The organism is Actinomyces faecalis, assembly GCF_013184985.2.
Taxonomy (GTDB): domain Bacteria; phylum Actinomycetota; class Actinomycetes; order Actinomycetales; family Actinomycetaceae; genus Actinomyces; species Actinomyces faecalis.
On record NZ_CP063418.1, the window covers coordinates 1356218 to 1374899 of the forward strand.

General features: G+C 69.1%; 15 protein-coding genes and 1 tRNA gene. 10 read left to right on the forward strand and 6 right to left on the reverse strand.

What is annotated here, in order from left to right; translation table 11 throughout:
- Window positions 1-48: 48 nt before the first annotated feature.
- The 6 genes from der (at window position 49) to HRL51_RS05815 (ending at window position 7799) form a co-directional block, all read left to right on the forward strand.
- Entirely contained in the window at window positions 49-2214 is a 2166-nt protein-coding gene (gene der, locus HRL51_RS05790) for a bifunctional cytidylate kinase/GTPase Der (RefSeq protein WP_172120021.1), read from the forward strand.
- A gap of 63 nt (window positions 2215-2277) precedes the next feature.
- Window positions 2278-3939: a glucose-6-phosphate isomerase gene (pgi, locus tag HRL51_RS05795; RefSeq protein WP_172120022.1), complete on the forward strand. Its 1662-nt coding sequence runs from the start codon at window positions 2278-2280 to the stop codon at window positions 3937-3939.
- Window positions 3936-5171 (forward strand): molybdopterin-synthase adenylyltransferase MoeB, encoded by a 1236-nt coding sequence (moeB, locus tag HRL51_RS05800; RefSeq protein WP_172120023.1) that lies wholly within the window; start codon window positions 3936-3938, stop codon window positions 5169-5171. Before pgi ends, moeB begins: the two co-directional genes overlap by 4 nt.
- Before the next feature lie 126 nt (window positions 5172-5297).
- Window positions 5298-5371: transfer RNA gene (locus HRL51_RS05805), tRNA-Pro, on the forward strand.
- Between the two features lie 66 nt (window positions 5372-5437).
- Window positions 5438-6022: a DUF1349 domain-containing protein gene (locus HRL51_RS05810; protein WP_172120024.1), complete on the forward strand. Its 585-nt coding sequence runs from the start codon at window positions 5438-5440 to the stop codon at window positions 6020-6022.
- A 490-nt stretch (window positions 6023-6512) separates the two neighbouring features.
- Window positions 6513-7799 (forward strand): DUF7927 domain-containing protein, encoded by a 1287-nt coding sequence (locus tag HRL51_RS05815; RefSeq protein WP_172120025.1) that lies wholly within the window; start codon window positions 6513-6515, stop codon window positions 7797-7799.
- 275 nt (window positions 7800-8074) lie between these two features.
- Here the strand turns inward: HRL51_RS05815 and HRL51_RS05820 are convergent, their stop codons facing one another.
- On the reverse strand, window positions 8075-8548 hold the full coding sequence (locus HRL51_RS05820; protein ID WP_172120026.1) for a hypothetical protein: 474 nt from the start codon (window positions 8546-8548) through the stop codon (window positions 8075-8077).
- A 314-nt stretch (window positions 8549-8862) separates the two neighbouring features.
- On the opposite strand from HRL51_RS05820, the gene HRL51_RS05825 reads away from it, so the two are divergent.
- From HRL51_RS05825 to HRL51_RS05835, 3 genes are read left to right on the forward strand one after another with little or no spacing between them, the layout of a single operon-like run.
- The gene (locus tag HRL51_RS05825; RefSeq protein WP_172120027.1) at window positions 8863-9921 is read left to right on the forward strand and encodes a DNA adenine methylase; all 1059 of its coding nucleotides are present in this window, start codon (window positions 8863-8865) and stop codon (window positions 9919-9921) included.
- Complete coding sequence (locus tag HRL51_RS05830) at window positions 9918-10760, forward strand: aldo/keto reductase (RefSeq protein ID WP_172120028.1); 843 nt, start codon at window positions 9918-9920, stop codon at window positions 10758-10760. The genes HRL51_RS05825 and HRL51_RS05830 overlap by 4 nt, the downstream gene beginning before the upstream one ends.
- A 47-nt stretch (window positions 10761-10807) precedes the next feature.
- Window positions 10808-11701: an HAD-IIB family hydrolase gene (locus tag HRL51_RS05835; protein ID WP_280528692.1), complete on the forward strand. Its 894-nt coding sequence runs from the start codon at window positions 10808-10810 to the stop codon at window positions 11699-11701.
- A gap of 56 nt (window positions 11702-11757) precedes the next feature.
- Here HRL51_RS05835 and HRL51_RS05840 read toward each other — a convergent pair whose 3' ends face one another.
- The 5 genes from HRL51_RS05840 to zwf form a co-directional block, all read right to left on the reverse strand.
- Window positions 11758-12219: an RNA-binding S4 domain-containing protein gene (locus tag HRL51_RS05840; RefSeq protein ID WP_172120029.1), complete on the reverse strand. Its 462-nt coding sequence runs from the start codon at window positions 12217-12219 to the stop codon at window positions 11758-11760.
- Between the two features lie 9 nt (window positions 12220-12228).
- Window positions 12229-13242 carry an HNH endonuclease family protein gene (locus HRL51_RS05845; protein WP_244960112.1) on the reverse strand — a complete coding sequence of 338 codons (1014 nt, stop codon included), beginning with the start codon at window positions 13240-13242 and terminating at the stop codon, window positions 12229-12231.
- A gap of 73 nt (window positions 13243-13315) precedes the next feature.
- Window positions 13316-14239, reverse strand: a complete 924-nt coding sequence (locus HRL51_RS05850) for an aldo/keto reductase (RefSeq protein WP_172120030.1) — start codon at window positions 14237-14239, stop codon at window positions 13316-13318.
- Between the two features lie 112 nt (window positions 14240-14351).
- Window positions 14352-15359, reverse strand: a complete 1008-nt coding sequence (locus HRL51_RS05855; RefSeq protein WP_172120031.1) for a glucose-6-phosphate dehydrogenase assembly protein OpcA — start codon at window positions 15357-15359, stop codon at window positions 14352-14354.
- Window positions 15356-16939 (reverse strand): glucose-6-phosphate dehydrogenase, encoded by a 1584-nt coding sequence (gene zwf / locus HRL51_RS05860; protein WP_172120032.1) that lies wholly within the window; start codon window positions 16937-16939, stop codon window positions 15356-15358. Before zwf ends, HRL51_RS05855 begins: the two co-directional genes overlap by 4 nt.
- Before the next feature lie 241 nt (window positions 16940-17180).
- Between zwf and gndA the strand changes: the two genes are divergently transcribed.
- Window positions 17181-18680 carry an NADP-dependent phosphogluconate dehydrogenase gene (gndA, locus tag HRL51_RS05865; RefSeq protein WP_172120033.1) on the forward strand — a complete coding sequence of 500 codons (1500 nt, stop codon included), beginning with the start codon at window positions 17181-17183 and terminating at the stop codon, window positions 18678-18680.
- Window positions 18681-18682 lie beyond the last annotated feature (2 nt).

Consider the following 18682-nt stretch of genomic DNA (forward strand, 5'->3'; position numbering starts at 1 on the left):
CGCGACCGCCCTGGCCTCCTGGCCCGGGGCCGGGTGAAGGAGGCAGGTATGGGAATCGTCGTCGCCATCGACGGGCCGAGCGGCTCGGGCAAGTCGACCGTCTCCAGGCGCGTCGCTGCCGAGCTAGGACTGGCCTATCTCGACACAGGCGCCATGTACCGCGCCGCTGCCTGGTGGTGCGAGCGCAGCGGCGTCGACCTCGCTGACTCCCAGGCGGTCGCCAGGGCCGTGGAGACCATGCCGCTGGACATGGGGCTGGACCCGCAGGTGCCCGGTATCGTGTGCGACGGCGTGGACGTCAGCCAGGCCGTCCGTGATCCGCACATCGCCACCGTCGTGTCTACCGTGGCCACGAACCTGGAGGTGCGCGCCGAGCTGGCCCGCCTCCAGCGCGAGATCATCCACGCCGAGGCCGTCGGGGACGCCTCGTCCTTCTCGGCCGGTGCCGGCATCGTGGCCGAGGGTCGTGACATCACCACGGTCATCGCGCCAGACGCTGACGTGCGCCTGCTCGTCACCGCCAGCGAGGAGGCACGCCTCGCTCGCCGGGCCGCCGACCTGGAGGCGGCAGGAAAGGCGGTGGACGCCGCCGCTCTGCGTGACCAGGTGGTGCGCCGTGACCGCGACGACGCCACCGTCTCCCAGTTCCTCACAGCTCCCGAGGGCGTCACGCTGGTCGATACCAGCGACATGACGCTTGAGGAGTCCGTGGAGCACGTCATCGACCTCGTCGAGCAGGCCCTGGACGCGGCTGCGGCCAGGGACGCCGAGGAGGACCTGCGGGCCGCGGCGCTGCGGGCCGGGCTGGAGGACTACGAGCTGGACGAGGAGGACCTGGCGCTCCTCGACTCGCAGGAGGTGCCAGAGGCCGAGGGCGGGCTCGAGGCCGGGCTGCCGGTACTCGCCGTCGTGGGACGGCCTAACGTCGGCAAGTCCACGCTCGTCAACCGTGTACTCGGTCGACGTGTCGCCGTCGTCCAGGACACCCCTGGGGTCACGCGTGACCGCGTGTCCTACCCGGCTGAGTGGGCAGGACGCCGCTTCACGATCGTGGACACCGGAGGCTGGGAGCTGGACGTCAAGGGCCTGGACGAGGCCGTGGCCACCCAGGCCGAGGTCGCTGTCGAGCTGGCTGACGCCGTCGTCCTCGTCGTCGACGCCCAGGTCGGTATCACCGCTACCGACGCGAGCGTGGTCAAGATGCTGCGCCGCTCGGGCAAGCCCGTGGTCCTGGCCGCCAACAAGGTCGACTCGGCGGCCCAGGAGGGCGACGCCGCCGCGCTGTGGAACCTCGGCCTGGGCGAGCCCTACCCCGTCTCCGCCCTCCACGGGCGCGGCTCAGGCGAGGTGCTCGACGCCGCGATGGCTATCCTCCCCGAGGTCTCGGCGGTGGCTGGTCCCTCGCCCGAGCACGGGAGCCTGAACCGTATCGCGCTGGTGGGACGGCCTAACGTCGGCAAGTCGAGCCTGCTCAACGCCATCGCAGGCTCCCAGCGAGTGGTCGTCAACGAGCTGGCCGGTACGACCCGTGACCCGGTCGACGAGGTCATCGAGCTGGACGGACGCCAGTGGCTCTTTATCGACACCGCCGGCATCCGCCGTCGCGTCAAGCAGTCGCGGGGCGCGGACTACTACGCGGTGCTGCGCACCCAGGGCGCGATCGAGAAGGCGGAGGTCGCCGTCGTCCTCCTGGACGCCTCCGAACCCGTCAGCGAGCAGGACGTACGCGTCATCCAGCAGGTGGTCGACGCCGGACGCGCCCTCGTCCTGGTCAACAACAAGTGGGACCTGGTGGACGAGGAGCGTCAGAAGATGCTCACCTGGGAGACCGAGCACGACCTGGCGCACGTCGCCTGGGCTCCTCACATCAACCTGGCGGCCCGCACAGGCTGGCACACCAACCGGCTCGTGCGCGCGCTGGACGCGGCCCTGGAGGGCTGGACCACCCGTATCCCCACCGGCCGTCTCAACGCCTTCCTCGGTGAGCTCCAGTCCGCGACGCCACACCCCCTACGAGGGGGCAAGCAGCCGCGCATCCTCTTCGCCACCCAGGTGCAGACCGCGCCACCGCGCATCGTCATCTTCACCACCGGCTTCCTCGACGCCGGCTACCGCCGCTTCATCGAGCGCCGACTGCGCGAGGAATTCGGCTTCGTCGGCTCGCCGATCCAGATCGGCGTGCGTGTGCGAGAGAAGCGTCAGCGGCGGCGCTGAGCCGCGCAGCCCGCGTAGAGGGGCGAAGGTGAGGCGGGTGGCGTCGCGCCCTAGACTGGGGGCATGCTCAAGCCAGTTGACGCCACGACCACGCCCGCCTGGGCGACCCTCACCCGGCTCCACCAGGAGCTCGAGCCCGACCTGCGGACCTGGTTCGCCTCCGACCCGGAGCGTGCCGAGCGCTTCTCCTACGAGCTCGGCGACCTCTTCGTCGACCTGTCCAAGAACCTCCTGACCGACGAGGTCCGCGACGCCCTCGTGGCGCTGGCGGAGCAGGTGGACGTGCCCGGTCGGCGCGACGCCATGTACGCCGGGGAGCACATCAACGTCACCGAGGACCGCGCGGTCCTGCACACGGCCCTGCGCCGGCCGGCAACCGACTCGCTCACGGTGGACGGTCAGGACGTCGTCGCCGACGTGCACGCCACGCTGGAGAAGGTCTACGCCTTCGCCCGCCGCGTGAGGTCGGGGGAGTGGACCGGCGTGACCGGTAAGCGCATCGAGACGGTGGTCAACATCGGTATCGGCGGCTCGGACCTGGGACCGGTCATGGTCTACGAGGCTCTCAGGCCCTACGTCCAGGACGGGCTGTCGGCCCGCTTCATCTCCAACATCGACCCCAACGACTGCGCGGAGAAGGTCAAGGACCTCGACCCCGAGACGACGCTGTTCATCATCGCCTCCAAGACCTTCACCACCCTGGAGACCCTGACCAACGCCCGCATGGCCCGCGACTGGTTCCTGGGCGCCCTGGAGGCGAAGGGCGTGCCGACTGAGGGCGCGATCGCCAAGCACTTCGTCGCCGTCTCCACCGCCCTGGACAAGGTCGAGGCCTTCGGCATCGACCCGGTCAACGCCTTCGGCTTCTGGAGCTGGGTAGGCGGACGCTACTCGGTGGACTCCGCCGTCGGCACGGTGCTGGCCGTGACCGTGGGCCCTGAGGCCTTCGCCGAGCTCCTGGACGGGTTCCACAAGGTGGACAAGCACTTCGCCACCAAGGCGCCGGCCGAGAACGTCCCCATGCTCATGGGCCTGCTCAACGTGTGGTACCGCAACTTCTTCAGAGCCGCGACGCACGCCGTGCTGCCCTACGCCCAGTACCTGCACCGTTTCCCGGCCTACCTCCAGCAGCTGACCATGGAGTCCAACGGCAAGTCCGTACGCTGGGACGGCAGCCCCGTGACCACCGAGACCGGAGAGGTCTTCTGGGGAGAGCCGGGCACCAACGGCCAGCACGCCTTCTACCAGCTCATCCACCAGGGTACTGAGCTCGTCCCGGCCGACTTCATCGCCGTGGCCAACCCCGCCCACCCCGTCAAGGACGGGGACAAGGACGTCCACGAGCTGTTCCTGGCCAACTACCTGGCCCAGACCGCGGCCCTCGCCTTCGGCAAGACGGCGGACGAGGTCCGTGCCGAGGGCACGCCCGAGGCGATCGTCCCGGCCCGCGTCTTCGCCGGCAACCGTCCGACGACCTCGGTCCTCGCCCCGGCGCTGACCCCCTCGGTGGTGGGTCAGCTCATCGCCCTGTACGAGCACATCACCTTCACCGAGGGCATCGTGTGGGGCATCGACTCCTTCGACCAGTGGGGCGTGGAGCTGGGCAAGAAGCTTGCCCTTGAGATCGCCCCGGCCGTGGGCGGCGACGAGCAGGTCCTGGCCGCTCAGGACGCCTCGACGCGTCAGCTCATCGCCCGCTACCGCGCCGAGCGACGCGACGCGTGAGGGCCCAGGCACAGGCCGCCGTGTCCGCCGACCGTACCGCAGCCGACCTCGGGGAGTCCGTCATCCCCGACGGTCGGCTGCGGCCGCTCACGGCTACGGACAGGCTCCGGTACTCACGCAACGCTCTCGTGCCGGAGGTCGGGGTCCTCGGCCAGCAGCGCATCCGTGCGGCACGGGTCCTGCTCATCGGCGCCGGTGCCCTCGGGTCCCCGGCCGCGCTCTACCTGGCTGCCGCCGGGGTGGGACGGCTCGGTATCGTGGACGACGACGTCGTGGAGGTCTCTAACCTCCAGCGTCAGGTCCTGCACACCACGGCCGGGGTGGGCCAGGACAAGACCGAGTCGGCACGCCAGACCGTCGAGGCCCTCAACCCGGACGTCGAGGTCGTCACCTACAAGACGCTGCTGCGCAGCGACAACGCCCTGGAGATCATGCGTGGGTGGGACGTCGTGGTTGACGGCACGGACAACTTTCCCACGCGCTACCTCGTCAACGATGCCTGCGTCATGCTGGGGCTGCCACTCGTCCACGGCGCCGTCTTCCGGTCCGACGGGCAGGTGAGCGTCTTCGACGCGCGCCGCGGCCCCTGCTACCGGTGCGTCCACCCGGTGCCGCCCGACCCCGGTTCCGTCCCCTCGTGCGCGCAGGGCGGCGTGCTGGGCGTGATGCCGGGAGTCGTCGGCACGATGCAGGCGACTGAGGCGATCAAGCTCGTCGTAGGAGGGGCCCGCCCGCTGATCGGCCGGATGCTGATGGTCAACGCCTGGCAGGCGACGACGGCGGAGCTGCCGCTGCGCAAGAACCCCCGCTGTCCGGTGTGCGGTGAGGATCCGACCGTGCGAGCGCTCATCGACTACGAGGCCTTCTGCGGCCTTCCTGGCGCACGTTCCCAGACCGGTGTCACGGGGGAGGGGCCGGCGAGCGAGGAGATCACCGCGGAGCGGCTGCGCGCGCGCCTGGCCGAGGGTGAGGTCCTCGGCCAGGACCTCACCGTCCTCGACGTGCGTGAGCCGGTCGAGGTCGCCCTCGATCCCTTCCCGGGAGCACTGCACATCCCGCTGGCCCAGGTGGTGCAGCGGGCGGACGAGCTCGACCCGGACCGGCAGACCGTTGTGCTGTGCGCCAAGGGAGTCCGCTCCGCGCGCGCGATCCAGGCGCTGCGCGATGCCGGGTACACAGGGCGGCTGACCAACGCGGCAGGCGGGATGGCGGCCTGGAACGAGGGGGTGTAGCCGACGCTAGGGTCCCCCGCCAGCACCTGGCTGCGGTGAGCGGGGTCACCGTGTCAGGATTTTCCGTGCAGCGTCCCCATGGGCTAGGGTTCTACTCGTTCCGAGCGGAGTCAGTCCGTGAGGCAACGGGCTGTGGCGCAGCTTGGTAGCGCACTTGACTGGGGGTCAAGGGGTCGTGGGTTCAAATCCCGCCAGCCCGACGAAAAGCCCGGAGCCACGTCACGTGGTTCCGGGCCTTGTCGTTCGCCAGTACCCGAAGGAGAGTCATGGACGTGCGATGGGACGCGGGCACCTGGACCCATGAGCCGGCTGAGGTGGGTCGTGACGGGGAGGACCTGCTGGTCACCGCCGTCGAGGGTTCGGACGCCTGGCGGACCACCTCCTACGGCTTCGTCCACGCCTCGGAGCACGGTCTGCTGGCTCCCTTTGAGTACGGCACCGCCGTCGAGGTCGACTACACCGCGACCTTCTCCGAGCAGTTCGACCAGGCCGGCCTGTTCATCCACCGCTCGCCCTCACGCTGGGTCAAGGCCGCCACGGAGTACTCCGACGGCGTGCTCAGCGCCGGCGCCGTCGTCACGAACGGCTGCTCCGACTGGTCTCTGGCCCAGGTGCCACAGTGGCTCGGTCAACGCGTCCGTATCCGTGCCAGCTGGACGGACGACGCCGTCACGATCCGTGGTGGCGTGGTTGGTGAGCCACTGACACTGCTGCGTGTGCTCCCCTTTGAGCGGGCTGACGACGTCGCTGCAGGGCCTCTCGTCTGCGCGCCGACCCGCGCCGGCCTGACGGTCCGGTTCCACGCCTGGCGCGTGACCGAGGCCGACACCTCGCTGCACCCAGCGGAGTAGTGCGGGGTCGCGTAGACGCGCTCCTGTCATCAGCCCGTCAGAGGCTGACGCCGCAGAATCGGGCAACAGTGCCATTTAATGGGCGATCCAATGACACTTATTACGGACATATCGTGATGAAGTGCTTATTCGATGAGAATATGTCGAGTAGATCCCGACGACGATGCCAGGGTGAGAAATCCTTGCTCTGACTCCCTGAGGACTACATCATGAATACTCTCCGGCCCCAGTGGGGCGACGGTCGGGTTGTCCCTTCCCACCTCGTCGCGGTGACCGCCTTCGTGCTTCTCGCGTTAGCTGTCACCTTGCTGACTCCGATTCGAGCGATCAGCTCCTCGCCGGCCCATGCGGCAGAGCCCGTCCGCGCGTGCTTACCGGACGACATTTACGTCAATTCCAGTGGCAATCCGCACCACCTGATTCGTCTTCGTGCGGATGGAACGGAAGTCTCGCGTAGAACTCGTTGAGCCCACTGCCAGACGGCTCACTCTTGGCAGGCGCCTCCCGCTCGTCAACGATCTACCGCATCGATCCCGTCAAGGGTGAGTCAGCTCCTTTCGAGGCTTCATTCCCTCCTGGGATCGGGTCAGCAGGTGACTTCCTCACCCTGCCCGACGGCGACATTCTTGCGCTCGGTATTGACCATACTCGTTCCGAGCATCCGGTTTTCCGTATCTCTCCTGCACGTCACTATGAGGTGACGCAGGTCGGGACGGTCCCTGCCTCCTACGGAGCAGCACAAACCGGCGGAAAGGTGTACCTCGCGGGCAGGTACGGCGACATTATCCGGATCGACGAAATTCCTACGCAGCACTCCACGTCGCCGATCACGACCGACGTCGTCGCGCAGACTAGTCTCACGCTCTACGGAGCTACCTCCAAGCAGGACAGTGGCCTGTGCTCCGAGCTCGTCGTCTCCAAGGCCGCAGACCCTGCCTCGACAACATCGGTTCTTCCCGGCCAGTCCGTGTCTTACAGCCTGACCTTCTCTAATGCCCATGGCACCGCTCCGGCTGAGGTCAGCTATGTCGACGACCTTGCCAAGGTGCTCGACGACGCCATCGTCACGCAGCCCCCAGCCGTCACGCAGGGCGGTGACCTGACCGTTGGAGAGGTCGCTGACGGACGTTTTACTGTCGAGGGGACGATTCCCGCCGGTGGAGAAGCGACAGTGTCCTACGTGGTTCAGGTCTCTGCACCTGGCGATGGCGACCGTCAGCTGACGAACTTCCTGCGGCCCGCCGATGAGCAGACTCCGGTAACCTGCGCCGCCGACAGCAACCTGTGCACCACGCATCCGGTATCCGCCTTGGTGCTGGTGAAGTCGGTCTCGCCCGATGACCTCGACTCCTACGAGGCTGGTCAGGAGCTGACGTACTCCTTCGCGGTGACCAATACCGGGACGACCACGCTGGCTGACGTGTCGATTGCGGAGGGTGAGTTCGACGGGACGGGGGAGCTCAGCGCGATCTCTCCCGCCTCCGTGAAGGAGCTCGCGCCGGGCGAGTCCACAACCTTCACCGCGACGTACACCCTCATCAAGGCGGACGCCACGCCTGGCAGCACCACCAACACTGCTACCGCGACAGCAACCCCTCCCCAGCAGGACAACACGTCCAGTCCGCACCCTCCCACCGCAACGGTGACTGGGAAGGCAGCCGGACGCCAGCTGGCAAAGACCGGCACGGACCCGTTGTGGGCGGGGCTGCTCTCAGCCACGGTCCTCGTCATGGGGCTGGCTGCGGCATCCTCACGACGCAGGCTCACACACGAGTGATGACGTGCTGATGTGAGAGGAGGGGAGAGCCGGAGCGACCGGTTCTCCCCTCCCTGCATGAGTGAACGAGAGCGATGGCAGCGGCTACATGGTGGGCCCCCGTAGCTCAGCTCGGGCGGCAGCCTGCGGCTGGGACAGCTCGATGAGGTTGCCCTCTGGATCGCGTATACACAGCGAGGTGACCGGGCCCAAGGCACCGGTGCGCGGCACAGGTCCGAGCTCACGCTTCAGAGCCCAGAAGGTGCAGGGACCAGATCAGCCTCGTCGCGGATGCGTCATTGTGCGGATGACGCCGTGCCGGGCTCCTGGTGCTGAGGAGTACTCGCTAGCAAGGCGGTGCGGTAGTCGTAGGCGTAGGAAGGCTCGGCGTCACCGTCACCTGCACGCGAGTGGCGTCGGGACGCCTCGATCGCACGACCGATGACCTCAGTAACACCTTCCTGGAAGGCCTTGGCCTCCTCACGAGTCAGCCGCAGCGGGCCGTCCGCCCGCAGGCCAGGCAGTCCCCGCGCCTGGGCAGCCTCCATGCGCGCCATCGAGAAGAGCTCTAGGACCTGTGTGGCCTCAGCCCGTTCAAACTCAGCCACGACGGACTGGCCGCCAGGGATCTGTCGGATCTCGGCAGGATCGAAGGACAGACCGTTCCACTCCGGGATCACCCACCAGGTCTCGCGACCATCACCACCCTTGTCCGGCACATGACGCTGCGCGATACCGGCTTTTTCCAGCGCTCGTATGTGGTAGGACACTGAGTTCGCGGGCTCGCCCACTGCCTGGGCGACGTCGGAGACGCGCAGTTGCCAGGACGGCTGCTGCCGCCGGGAAGAAGACGCAGGTCAGTGCCAACGTAGTGCTGGAGCCTAGGTGCGCCAGGCCTACGCCAACAGCTGCGGGCATGAGCGCGGGACCGCAGGAGACAGCCAGGTCGATCGCAGACATGGCCCGTCCCAAAGACCGCGGCCCACGTTCTCGCAGCCTGGCCGGTGCCAAGTACCATGCGACAGGTACGAACGGCGGCTGAGCGCGGATCTCGGCAGGCACGGCGCTGGCGGGGAGGGCGGTCATGATCAAGTACCTCGGCTCCAAGCGCCTGCTCGTCCCCGTCCTCGGGCAGCTGTTCGCGGCCTCGGGAGCCACGACGGGGCTGGACCTGTTCACCGGCACGACCCGCGTGGCGCAGGAGATGTGCCGGCAGGGGATGATGACGACCGCCGTCGACATCGCCTCCTACTCCGAGGTCTTTGCCCGCACCTACGTCGAGCTCGACGCCCGGGCGCTGACTCCCGCCGATCACGCCGAGCTGGAGCACGCCCTGGGTCGCCTGGGCGCCCTGCCAGGTACTTCTGGCTACGTCACGCGCACCTTCTGTGAGGCTGCGCGATACTTCCAGCGCGCCAACGCCATGCGGATCGACGCCGTTCGTGAGGCGATCGAGACCGACTACGCCGGCACCTGGCTCTACCCGGTGCTGCTGACCAGCCTCATCGAGGCGGCTGACGCCGTCGACTCCACCGTGGGAGTCCAGATGGCGTACCTCAAGGAGTGGGCCCCACGCTCGGCCAGGCCCCTGACGCTCAAGGCGCCCCCGCTCGTGCCAGGGACCGGACGCGCGCTGAGGGCTGACGTCAGCCAGGTCGCCAGCCAGCTCGGCCCGGTGGACGTGGCCTATCTCGACCCGCCTTACAACCAGCACCGCTACTACACGAACTACCACGTGTGGGAGACCCTGGTGCGCTGGGACGCCCCGGAGTACTACGGCGTGGCCTGCAAGAGGCTGGACTGCCGTGACGAGGCCACGAAGTCGGTCTTCAACAAGCGACGTCAGATGCCTCAGGCGCTGGCTGAGCTGATTGCCACCGTACGTGCCAAGGTCCTCATCCTGTCCTTCTCCGACGAGGGATTCGTGCCTCTGGAGGAGCTGCGCGACATGTGCCAGGCCCGCGGCGGCGCCGTCGAGGTGCTCTCCTTCAGCTCTCAGCGCTACAACGGCGCCCGTATCGGGGTCTTCAACCCCCAGGGGCGGAAGGTGAGCCGGATCAGCCACACGCGTAACACCGAGTACCTCCTGGTGTGCGGCGAGCCTCAGCGAGTGGAGGCCATGACACGTAGCCTGCAGGCATGAGCGACACCTCCCAGCACGCCCTGACCCTGCCGGCCGTCGGACTCGGTACCTACAACCTGCGTGGCCACACCGGGGCGCAGGCCGTCACCTCCGCCATCGAGGTCGGCTACCGCCTCGTGGACTCAGCCTTCTCCTACGAGAACGAGGGCTGCGTGGCCGACGGCGTGGCGGACGCGGTCGAGCGCGGCCTGGCGGCCCGTGAGGAGATCACGGTGACCTCCAAGGTCCCTGGCCGGCACTACGGCTTTGAGCGGGGTCTGGCCGCGGTGGAGGAGTCTGTGGCACGAATGCGCCCGATCGGCGTGATCGACCTCTACCTCCTGCACTGGCCCAACCCTCAGCAGGACAAGTACGTCGAGACCTGGAGGGCGCTCATCGAGGCACGCGAGCGTGGCCTCGTGCGCCATATCGGCGTCTCGAACTTCCTGCCTGAGCACATCGAGCGCCTGGAGCGGGAGACCGGCGTCCTGCCCGAGGTCAACCAGATCGAGTCACACCCGTTGTTCCCCAACACCGAGCAGATCGCCTACAACACCGCACGTGGCATCACCACCGAGGCCTGGAGCCCTCTCGGGCGCAAGTCGGACGTCCTCAGCGACCCGGTGGTCGCCGAGGTCGCCGCCACGCACTCGGCCAGCCCTGCTCAGGCCATCCTGGCCTGGCACGTGGCTCGTGGCGTGACCGCCATCCCAAAGTCCTCCGCTCGGGCTCGCCAGGAGGAGAACCTCGCCTCCACCGATGTCCGGCTGACTGCTGAGGAGATCGCCCGGATCACGGCACTGGGCGACGGCGGCCACCGCCTAGCGGGACAGGACCCGGCGACCTACGAGGAGCTGTGAGCCAGCACCTGGTCATGAGGGCACCAGGGATCTGAGAGGATCCCACCATGCGCACCGCCGTCCCCGCCTCGTCCTCTGTCATCACTCCGCTGAGGCCGGGTCTGTCCCGGCCCGACGGCGAGGACCTGCGACTGGTGGTCACGGACATGGACGGGACCCTGCTCGACGGTGAGGGCAGGGTGCCTCGGGGCCTGGCTCAGGTGGTCACTCGCCTGCGCAGCCGCGGGATCGTCTTCTGCCCGGCCTCCGGCCGGCAGCTGGCCAACCTTCGCCAGACCCTGGGGCCGCTGGTAGCCGGCTCGGCAATCATCGCTGAGAACGGCACGATCGTCCTCGACGGCGACCGCGAGCTCTTTCGCGACACGATCAGCCGCCAGGAGGCCGTCACAGTCGTCGAGACCGTGCGTCGGCTCGCTGGCCCTGGCGCGGGCCTGGACGTGGGAGCCGTGGTGGCGACGCCGCACGTGGCCTACGTCGAACGTGCCGATGAGCGCTTCCTCGCTCAGGTCGACACCTACTACGCCTCGCGCGAGGTCGTGCCTGACCTGATGGAGCTGCCTCTGGACGACGTCCTCAAGGTCGCGGTCCACGACTTCGTCGACGCCGAGCGTCTGTCCGCCCCGCACCTGGCCGCCGCCGCCCCGAGGCTCCAGGCGGTGGTCTCGGGCCTGCACTGGACCGACCTCATGCCGGCGAGTGCCTCTAAGGGACGGGCTCTGGCTGTCCTCCAGCAGCGTCTGGGTGTCACGTCCGCGCAGACCGCTGTCTTCGGGGACTACCTCAACGACCTGACGCTTTTCGACCAGGCGGGGATGACCTTCGCGATGGCGAACGCCCACCCGGACATTCTGGCCGCGGCACGGTTCCGGGCGCCTGCCCACACTGAGGCGGGGGTCCTGCGTGTGCTGGAGGAGCTGCTCGGCCCCGTCCAGGCCGCCTAGGCCCTGCCCTGCGGACAAGGGGTCAGGCCTGAGCCCAGGGCTGCTGTGAGCTCGCGTCAGTCCCGGTCCAGGATGTGCTCGATATCCACCTGGGGCACTCCGGCTCGCAACGCGTCCAGCGCCCGCCGCTCCTTCTTCGTGGGCCGCCCGGCTCCCCGGTCACGGATGACGGCTGCGGGTGCGTCCAGGGGAGAAGGCCGTGGGGGAGAGAAGTCCACGTACGCGGTGCGTGCCACGGGTGCTCCGACGCGCTTGAGCAGGATCCTGGTGACCATGAGGAAGCGATCGAAACCGTCAACCCGGTAACGTACCTCGTCACCGACGACGACGTGCTGGGCCGGCTTGACAGGCTCGCCGTTGACGCGCACGTGCCCTGCCTTGCAGGCAGCCGTCGCCGCGGAGCGGGTCCTGCACTGGCGCACCGCCCACAACCACACGTCCACCCGGGCTGAGGTAGGTCCGCCTGACTCGGCCGCGACAGCGAGAGCCTGGGCACGGACCGTCTCCTTGCTCACCATGCCGGCATCCTAACGACGACGGTGCTGGCGTACGAGCAGGCTGGCACCTACCAGGCCCAGGCCGATCACGAGCAGCCACGTGGCGCCCGAGCCGTCGGTAGCCGTGGCAAGAGCATGAGGGACGAGGGAGGAGGGCCTGTGCGCCCATGAGACCTGTCCGTCTCCACCGGCCGCACAGCTGGCCAGGACGTCAGCGAGTGCCTGGTGGTCAGCCTCTGGCACGCCCAGACGGTAGGCCGCCAGGACACTGACGAAACGCTGGGCGTAGGTGCACCGGGCCCCTGCCTCAGGCGGCCACCATCCCGAGCCGGCGGCGGTGTCCCAGGTACCCGTCTCGCTGGAGCCCACGGGGCAGGTCGCCGGGCCGCAGGCGCCCTTGGCGCCGTTGGCCTCGCCGTCCACCGCCAGCAGGTTGAGCGGGTCGTTGGCCACGAGCAGCCGGGTGCGTGAGTCCCACGTCCATGCGCCGTGGGCGTAGAGGTAGCTCAGAGGGACCACGTGGTCGATCTGGACCGCGGACGAGGTGTCCTGGCCGCGCTGGAAGCTGATCCGCCGTCCCGTGTACGGGTCGTCGAGGACCCCGGACCACACCGTCGCGTCCGGGCACACGCTCGCGCCCTTCCCCCGTGCCTCGGTCAGGTCCTGCCGCCCAGGGTCGCGTGAGAAGTCGGGAGACGTGAGATCTCGCGCCAGGATCTCGTTGCGTGTGTCGCACCCGTCCCCGTCCACGTCCTCCCACGCCCGCCCGAACCAGCCTGTGCGAGACCCGCCCTGTCCCCAGGAGACCGTCGCCGGCTCGTCTGGTGGAAGCAGGGTGAGGGCGGTAGCCGCGTCCTGAGCGGACAGCACGAGCCTGCCCCGCTCGTCCCACGGCACTGAGCCCGTCCCGGCGTCGGTCGGCTCCTCGGCCTGCGCCGTGCCTGCCCATAGCGTCACAGCAAGACAGGTCGTCAGGACCAGGGCCACCACAGCGGCCAGCCTGGTCCTGACGACCTGTTGGGAGAGGGTCACCGGGTACTGCACGTGCACAGGCTAGAGCGACCCACCGACACTTATCCCCACCCCCAGGGAGGGGGAGCAGCACCTGCCGCACGCGTCAGGGAACGACGTAGCCAGCGGCCCGGAACACCTCGTACCACTGCTCACGTGTGAGCTCCAGCTCGCTACCGGCTACCGCGTCGCGTACGCGCTGCGGGCTCGTGGTCCCCAGCACCACCTGCATCGCCGCGGGGTGCCGCGTGATCCAGGCGGTGGCGATGGCGTCCGGCGTGACGCCGTACTCCGCGGCGAGCCGGTCGAGGGTCTGGTTGAGCGGCCAGTAGTAGCTGCTGTTGCCCACGAAGGGACCGGTGCCGTCACCGGACTGGAAGGGGGACCAGGCCTGGATCGTCGTGCTCGTCAGGCGGCAGTAGTCCAGGATCCCGTCGGTACGCGAGATCGCCTGGTCGTCGCGCATGTTGAGCGCCACGCCCTCGGCGATCATCGGGGCGTGGGTGACCGACAGCTGCAGCTGGTTGACCAGCAGCGGCTGGCGGACCGTGGCGCGCAGCAGCTCCATCTGCCCACGGGTGTGGTTGGACACGCCGAAGTGGCGCACCTTGCCCGCGGCGTGCAGCTCGTCAAAGGCCTTGGCAACCTCCTCAGGCTCCATCAGGGCGTCAGGACGGTGCAGGAGGAGGATGTCGAGGTAGTCGGTGCCCAGCGCCCTGAGCGACTGCTCGACGCTGGTCGTGATGTGCTCGGCGGAGAAGTCGAACCATCCCCAGCGGATACCGCACTTGGTCTGCAGCACGACCTGCTCCCGCTCGGTCGGGGTCCAGCCCAGGGCCTGGGAGAAGCGCTCCTCGCAGGCGTGGTCACGGCCGTAGATGTCGGCGTGGTCGAACATGGTGATGCCGTTGTCGAGCGCGGTGGAGACGAGCTCGCGGATCTCGGCGTCGGACTTGTCCTTGATGCGCATGCATCCCAGGACGATGTTGGAGGCGGTCAGGTCTGAGGTACCCAGTGGCAGCGTTCTCACGACCCCACGATATCGACGTCATGGTGACCTGGTGGGCGTTTGGCCTACCCAGGCCACCATGACGGAAAGGCTCCCGGAACGGGGGAGAGGCAAGGGGCCGTACCTGGCTGCCTCAGTCCTCGCCCTCCTGCTGCCCCGCCGCCTCCTGACCCAGGCACTGGCAGCCGTGGTCAGCGGCGAAGGCGGCGAGGACCTCCTCGAAGACGAGGTCTGGAGCCAGCCGGCGCAGCTCCTCGTTCATCGTGGTCACAGGCTCGCGTCGGGGCATGGTCACGATCTGCGGCGCGGATCCGTCGGGTCGGGTGATCCGGACCCGCTTCTGGTCCGCACGCTCGATGAGGTAGGTGCCTCCGTCCGTCTCGACGCCGACGCGACTGATCCCCGAGAACCCGGGCACGTCGACGCGGTCGACGCTGACGTTGAGCTGCAGCCGCAGCCATCGGATCATCAGCGCCATCGAGGCGTTGGAGGGCTCACCAGCGACCTCGATCCGGCGGACCTCGTGGTCGCGCAGGACCGGTCCCAGCGTGGCGGCCACGATCGCGCGCCACAGCGTCATCCGGGTCCATGCCAGGTCGATGTCCCCACGGGTGTACCCCGGTGCCAGCGCGGCGAGAGCAGCCACCGGGTCCGGCTGGGCGGGGGTGTTGGTGATCCTGGTGCCCGCCAGCTGACCGAGCGGGTCGCTCGCCGGGCAGGCGGGCACCGTCGTCGGCCACCAGGTGACGACCGGGACGTCCGGGAGCAGGAAGGGAACCACGAGCGTGTCCGTGTGCTCGGCCGCCTCGCCCCACGGACGCAGCACCAGCGTCTCGCCCGCCCCGGCGTCGTGGCCCACACGGATCTCGGCGTCGAGGTGACCGGGGAGGTCAGCGGCGACGTGACCGTCACGGGAGCGAGGACCGGAGCCGTCCTCGTCCCCGGGAGGCGCGACGACGGCGACGATCCGGCAGGGGTGGTCTCGTGACGCTCCGTGGGCCGCCTCCAGGGCGTCCTCCAGGCCGACGGCGTCGGTCGAGATCACCAGGGTCAGCACCCGCGAGCTGCCGGCACCTCCCTCGACGGCGAGCAGCTCGGAGACGATACGGTCGGTCGTCGTCGCAGTGAGCGTGGTGATCATGAACGCCTCCAGGTACGGCCGTCGCGGGCAAGCAGCTGGTGTGCGCTGTCCGGCCCCCAGGACCCGGGCCTGTAGGGGTCCGGGACCCCGTGGGCCGCCCAGTGCTCGATCACCGGGTCCAGGATCCTCCAGGACAGGTCCACCTCACGCTGGTGGGGGAAGAGCGGGGCGTCGCCCAGCAGCGCGTCCAGGATGAGACGCTCGTAGGCCTCCGGGGACTCCTCGTTGAAGGAGGCGCCGTAGCCAAAGTCCATCAGGACGTCACGCAGCTCCATGTGCGTGCCCGGGACCTTGGAGGCCAGACGCATGGTGATGCCCTCGTCCGGCTGGATGCGCAGCACGATGGTGTTGGCGCCCGCCCCTGCCGTGGCGGACGCGTCAAAGGGAAGGAACGGCGGCTGCTTGAAGACGACGGCGACCTCGGTCACCCGCCGCGCCAGGCGCTTGCCCGCACGCAGGTAGAAGGGCACGCCGGCCCACCGGCGGTTGGCGATCTCCAGGCGGACGGCGGCGAAGGTCTCTGTGGCGGAGTCGGGCGGCACACCTTCCTCCTCGGTGTAGCCCGGGACCGCCGCACCGCCCTGGAACCCGCCGACGTACCTGCCTCGCGCGGTCGTGGCATCCAGGTCGAGCACGCCCTCGCGGGTCAGGCGCACGCAGTCCAGGACCTTCTCCTTCTCCGAACGCACCGCCGCGGCGTCCATGGAGGTCGGCTCCTCCATGGCGGTCAGCGCCAGGAGCTGGAGCAGGTGGTTCTGGACCACGTCGCGGGCGGCACCGATCGTGTCGTAGTAGCCCGCGCGCGAGCCGATCCCGATGTCCTCGGCCATGGTGATCTGGACGTGGTCGACGTAGCCCTGGTTCCACAGGGGCTCGAACACCGTGTTAGCGAAGCGCAGCGCCAGGATGTTCTGGACGGTCTCCTTGCCCAGGTAGTGGTCGACCCGGAAGACGTCGTCGGGGCGCACGATCCGGCCGACGAGCGAGTCCAGCTCCCGCGCGGAGCCGCGGTCGTGACCGAAGGGCTTCTCGATGACCACACGACGCCAGCTGCCGGGGGCGTCGTCGACCAGGCCGGAGGCGGCGACGCGCTGGGTGACGGCCGGGAACCAGCCCGGCGGGATGGACAGGTAGAAGGCCCGGTTGCCGCTGGTCCCGCGGCTGGCGTCCAGCTCCGCCACCACGCCGGCCAGACGCTCGTAGGCGTCGTCGTCCTCGAAGGAGGAGAAGGTGACGAAGCGCATGCCCTCGGCGAGCTGGTCCCAGATGCTCTCGTGCCAGGGCGTGCGCGCGTGGCTCTCGACCGCCTCGCGCACGTAGGCGCGCATGTCGTCGTCGCACCAGTCGCGCCGCCCGACCCCGACCAGGCTGAACGAGGGGGAGAGCAGGCCGCGGTTGGCCAGGTCGTAGACAGCCGGCAGCAGCTTGTGTCGAGCCAGGTCACCGGTGATGCCGAACATGACCAGCACGCACGGGTCCGCGATCCGAGGCAGGCGCAGGTCCCGAGGGTCCACGAGGGGGTTGCTGCGCGCCGCCGGGTCCTGGGCTGAGGCAGCGTGAGCAGTCTGAGCAGTGTCCACGTGCACCTTCCTGACGTCGAGGCCACGCCCCGGACCGGGCGCCGTCATCAGTCTAGGCACCACCACCGACGTGAGCCTGCGTCGCCAGCCTCAACGGTCCAGGTCCTGCCAGTACCTGTTCGTGTCGTCCCACCCGGACGGCGGGACGACACGGTACGTGTCGTGCACCAGCGATAGGCTCGCGCCTGTGCCGGCGCCTGTGCCGGCGACAGACCGAGCAGCCTCCGTGGAAAGGCACACCATGACCGCCACCAGCGCCACCGTCCCCGCCGCCTTCGTCCCGGAGCCCTCCAGCGCCGACATCGGTGTCTACGGCCTGGGCGTCATGGGTGCCAACCTGGCGCGCAACCTCGCCCGCCACGGCCACGCCGTCGCCGTGTTCAACCGCACACAGGCTCGTACCGAGCGTCTCATAAGCCGCTACGCCAGCGAGGGCACCTTCGTCCCCGCCACCGAGCTCTCCGACTTCGTGGCCTCCCTGCGCCGCCCTCGTGTGGCGATCATCATGGTCCAGGCCGGTGGCGCGACCGAGGCCGTCATCGACCAGCTGCGCGAGCTGCTTGAGCCCGGGGACATCATCGTCGACGCCGGTAACACCTTCTACAAGGACACCCAGCGCCGCGAGGCCTCGCTGCGCGAGCAGGGCATCCACTTCGTGGGCACGGGAGTGTCCGGCGGTGAGGAGGGCGCGCTGCTCGGCCCCTCGATCATGCCCGGCGGCACCGAGGACTCCTACAAGCGCCTGGGGCCGATGCTGGAGTCGGTCTGCGCGCACGTGGACGGCGTGCCCTGCTGCACGCACGTCGGACCGGACGGAGCCGGCCACTTCGTCAAGATGGTGCACAACGGCATCGAGTACGCCGACATGCAGCTCATCGCCGAGGCCTACAACCTCCTGCGCCACGTCGCGGGCCTGAGCGTGGACCAGACGGCGGCGGTCTTCCGCTCCTGGAAGGACTCCGAGCTCGACTCCTACCTCATCGACATCACCACTGAGGTCCTTGAGCGTGTTGACCCGGCTACCGGACAGCCCTTCGTCGACGTCGTCGTGGACGCCGCCGGCCAGAAGGGCACCGGTGTGTGGACCACGCAGACCGCCCTGGAGCTAGGTGTGGCCGTTCCGGCGATCGCTGAGGCCACCTTCGCCCGCGCCGTGTCCTCCTCCGCCCCGCAGCGTGCGGCAGTGCGCGAGGCCGAGATCGAGGCCGGTGAGCGCGAGGTGACCTTCGAGTCCGAGGAGGACCGCCAGGCCTTCGTCGACGCCGTGCGTCAGGCGCTGTACGGCTCCAAGATCGCCGCCTACGCCCAGGGCTTCGACGAGATCGCCACTGCCTCTCAGGCCAACGGCTGGGACGTGGACCTGGGCGCGATGGCGCGGATCTGGCGTGGTGGCTGCATCATCCGGGCCCGCTTCCTCGATGACATCACCCGTGCCTACGCCGAGGAGCCTGAGCTCGCCAGCCTGCTGACCGCCCCGGTCTTCGCCTCGGCCCTGGAGGACGCCCTGCCGGCGTGGCGTGAGGTCGTCTCAGTCTCCGCGCTGTCCGGCGTGCCGGCTCCAGCCTTCGCCTCCTCGCTGGCCTACGTCGACCAGCTGCGCGCCCCGCGCCTGCCTGCCGCCCTGATCCAGGGCCAGCGAGACTTCTTCGGCTCGCACACCTACCACCGTGTTGACGACCCCAGCGGCGTGTACCACGTCCTGTGGGCCCAGGAAGGGCGTGCCGAGGAGAGGTGGAGCTGACC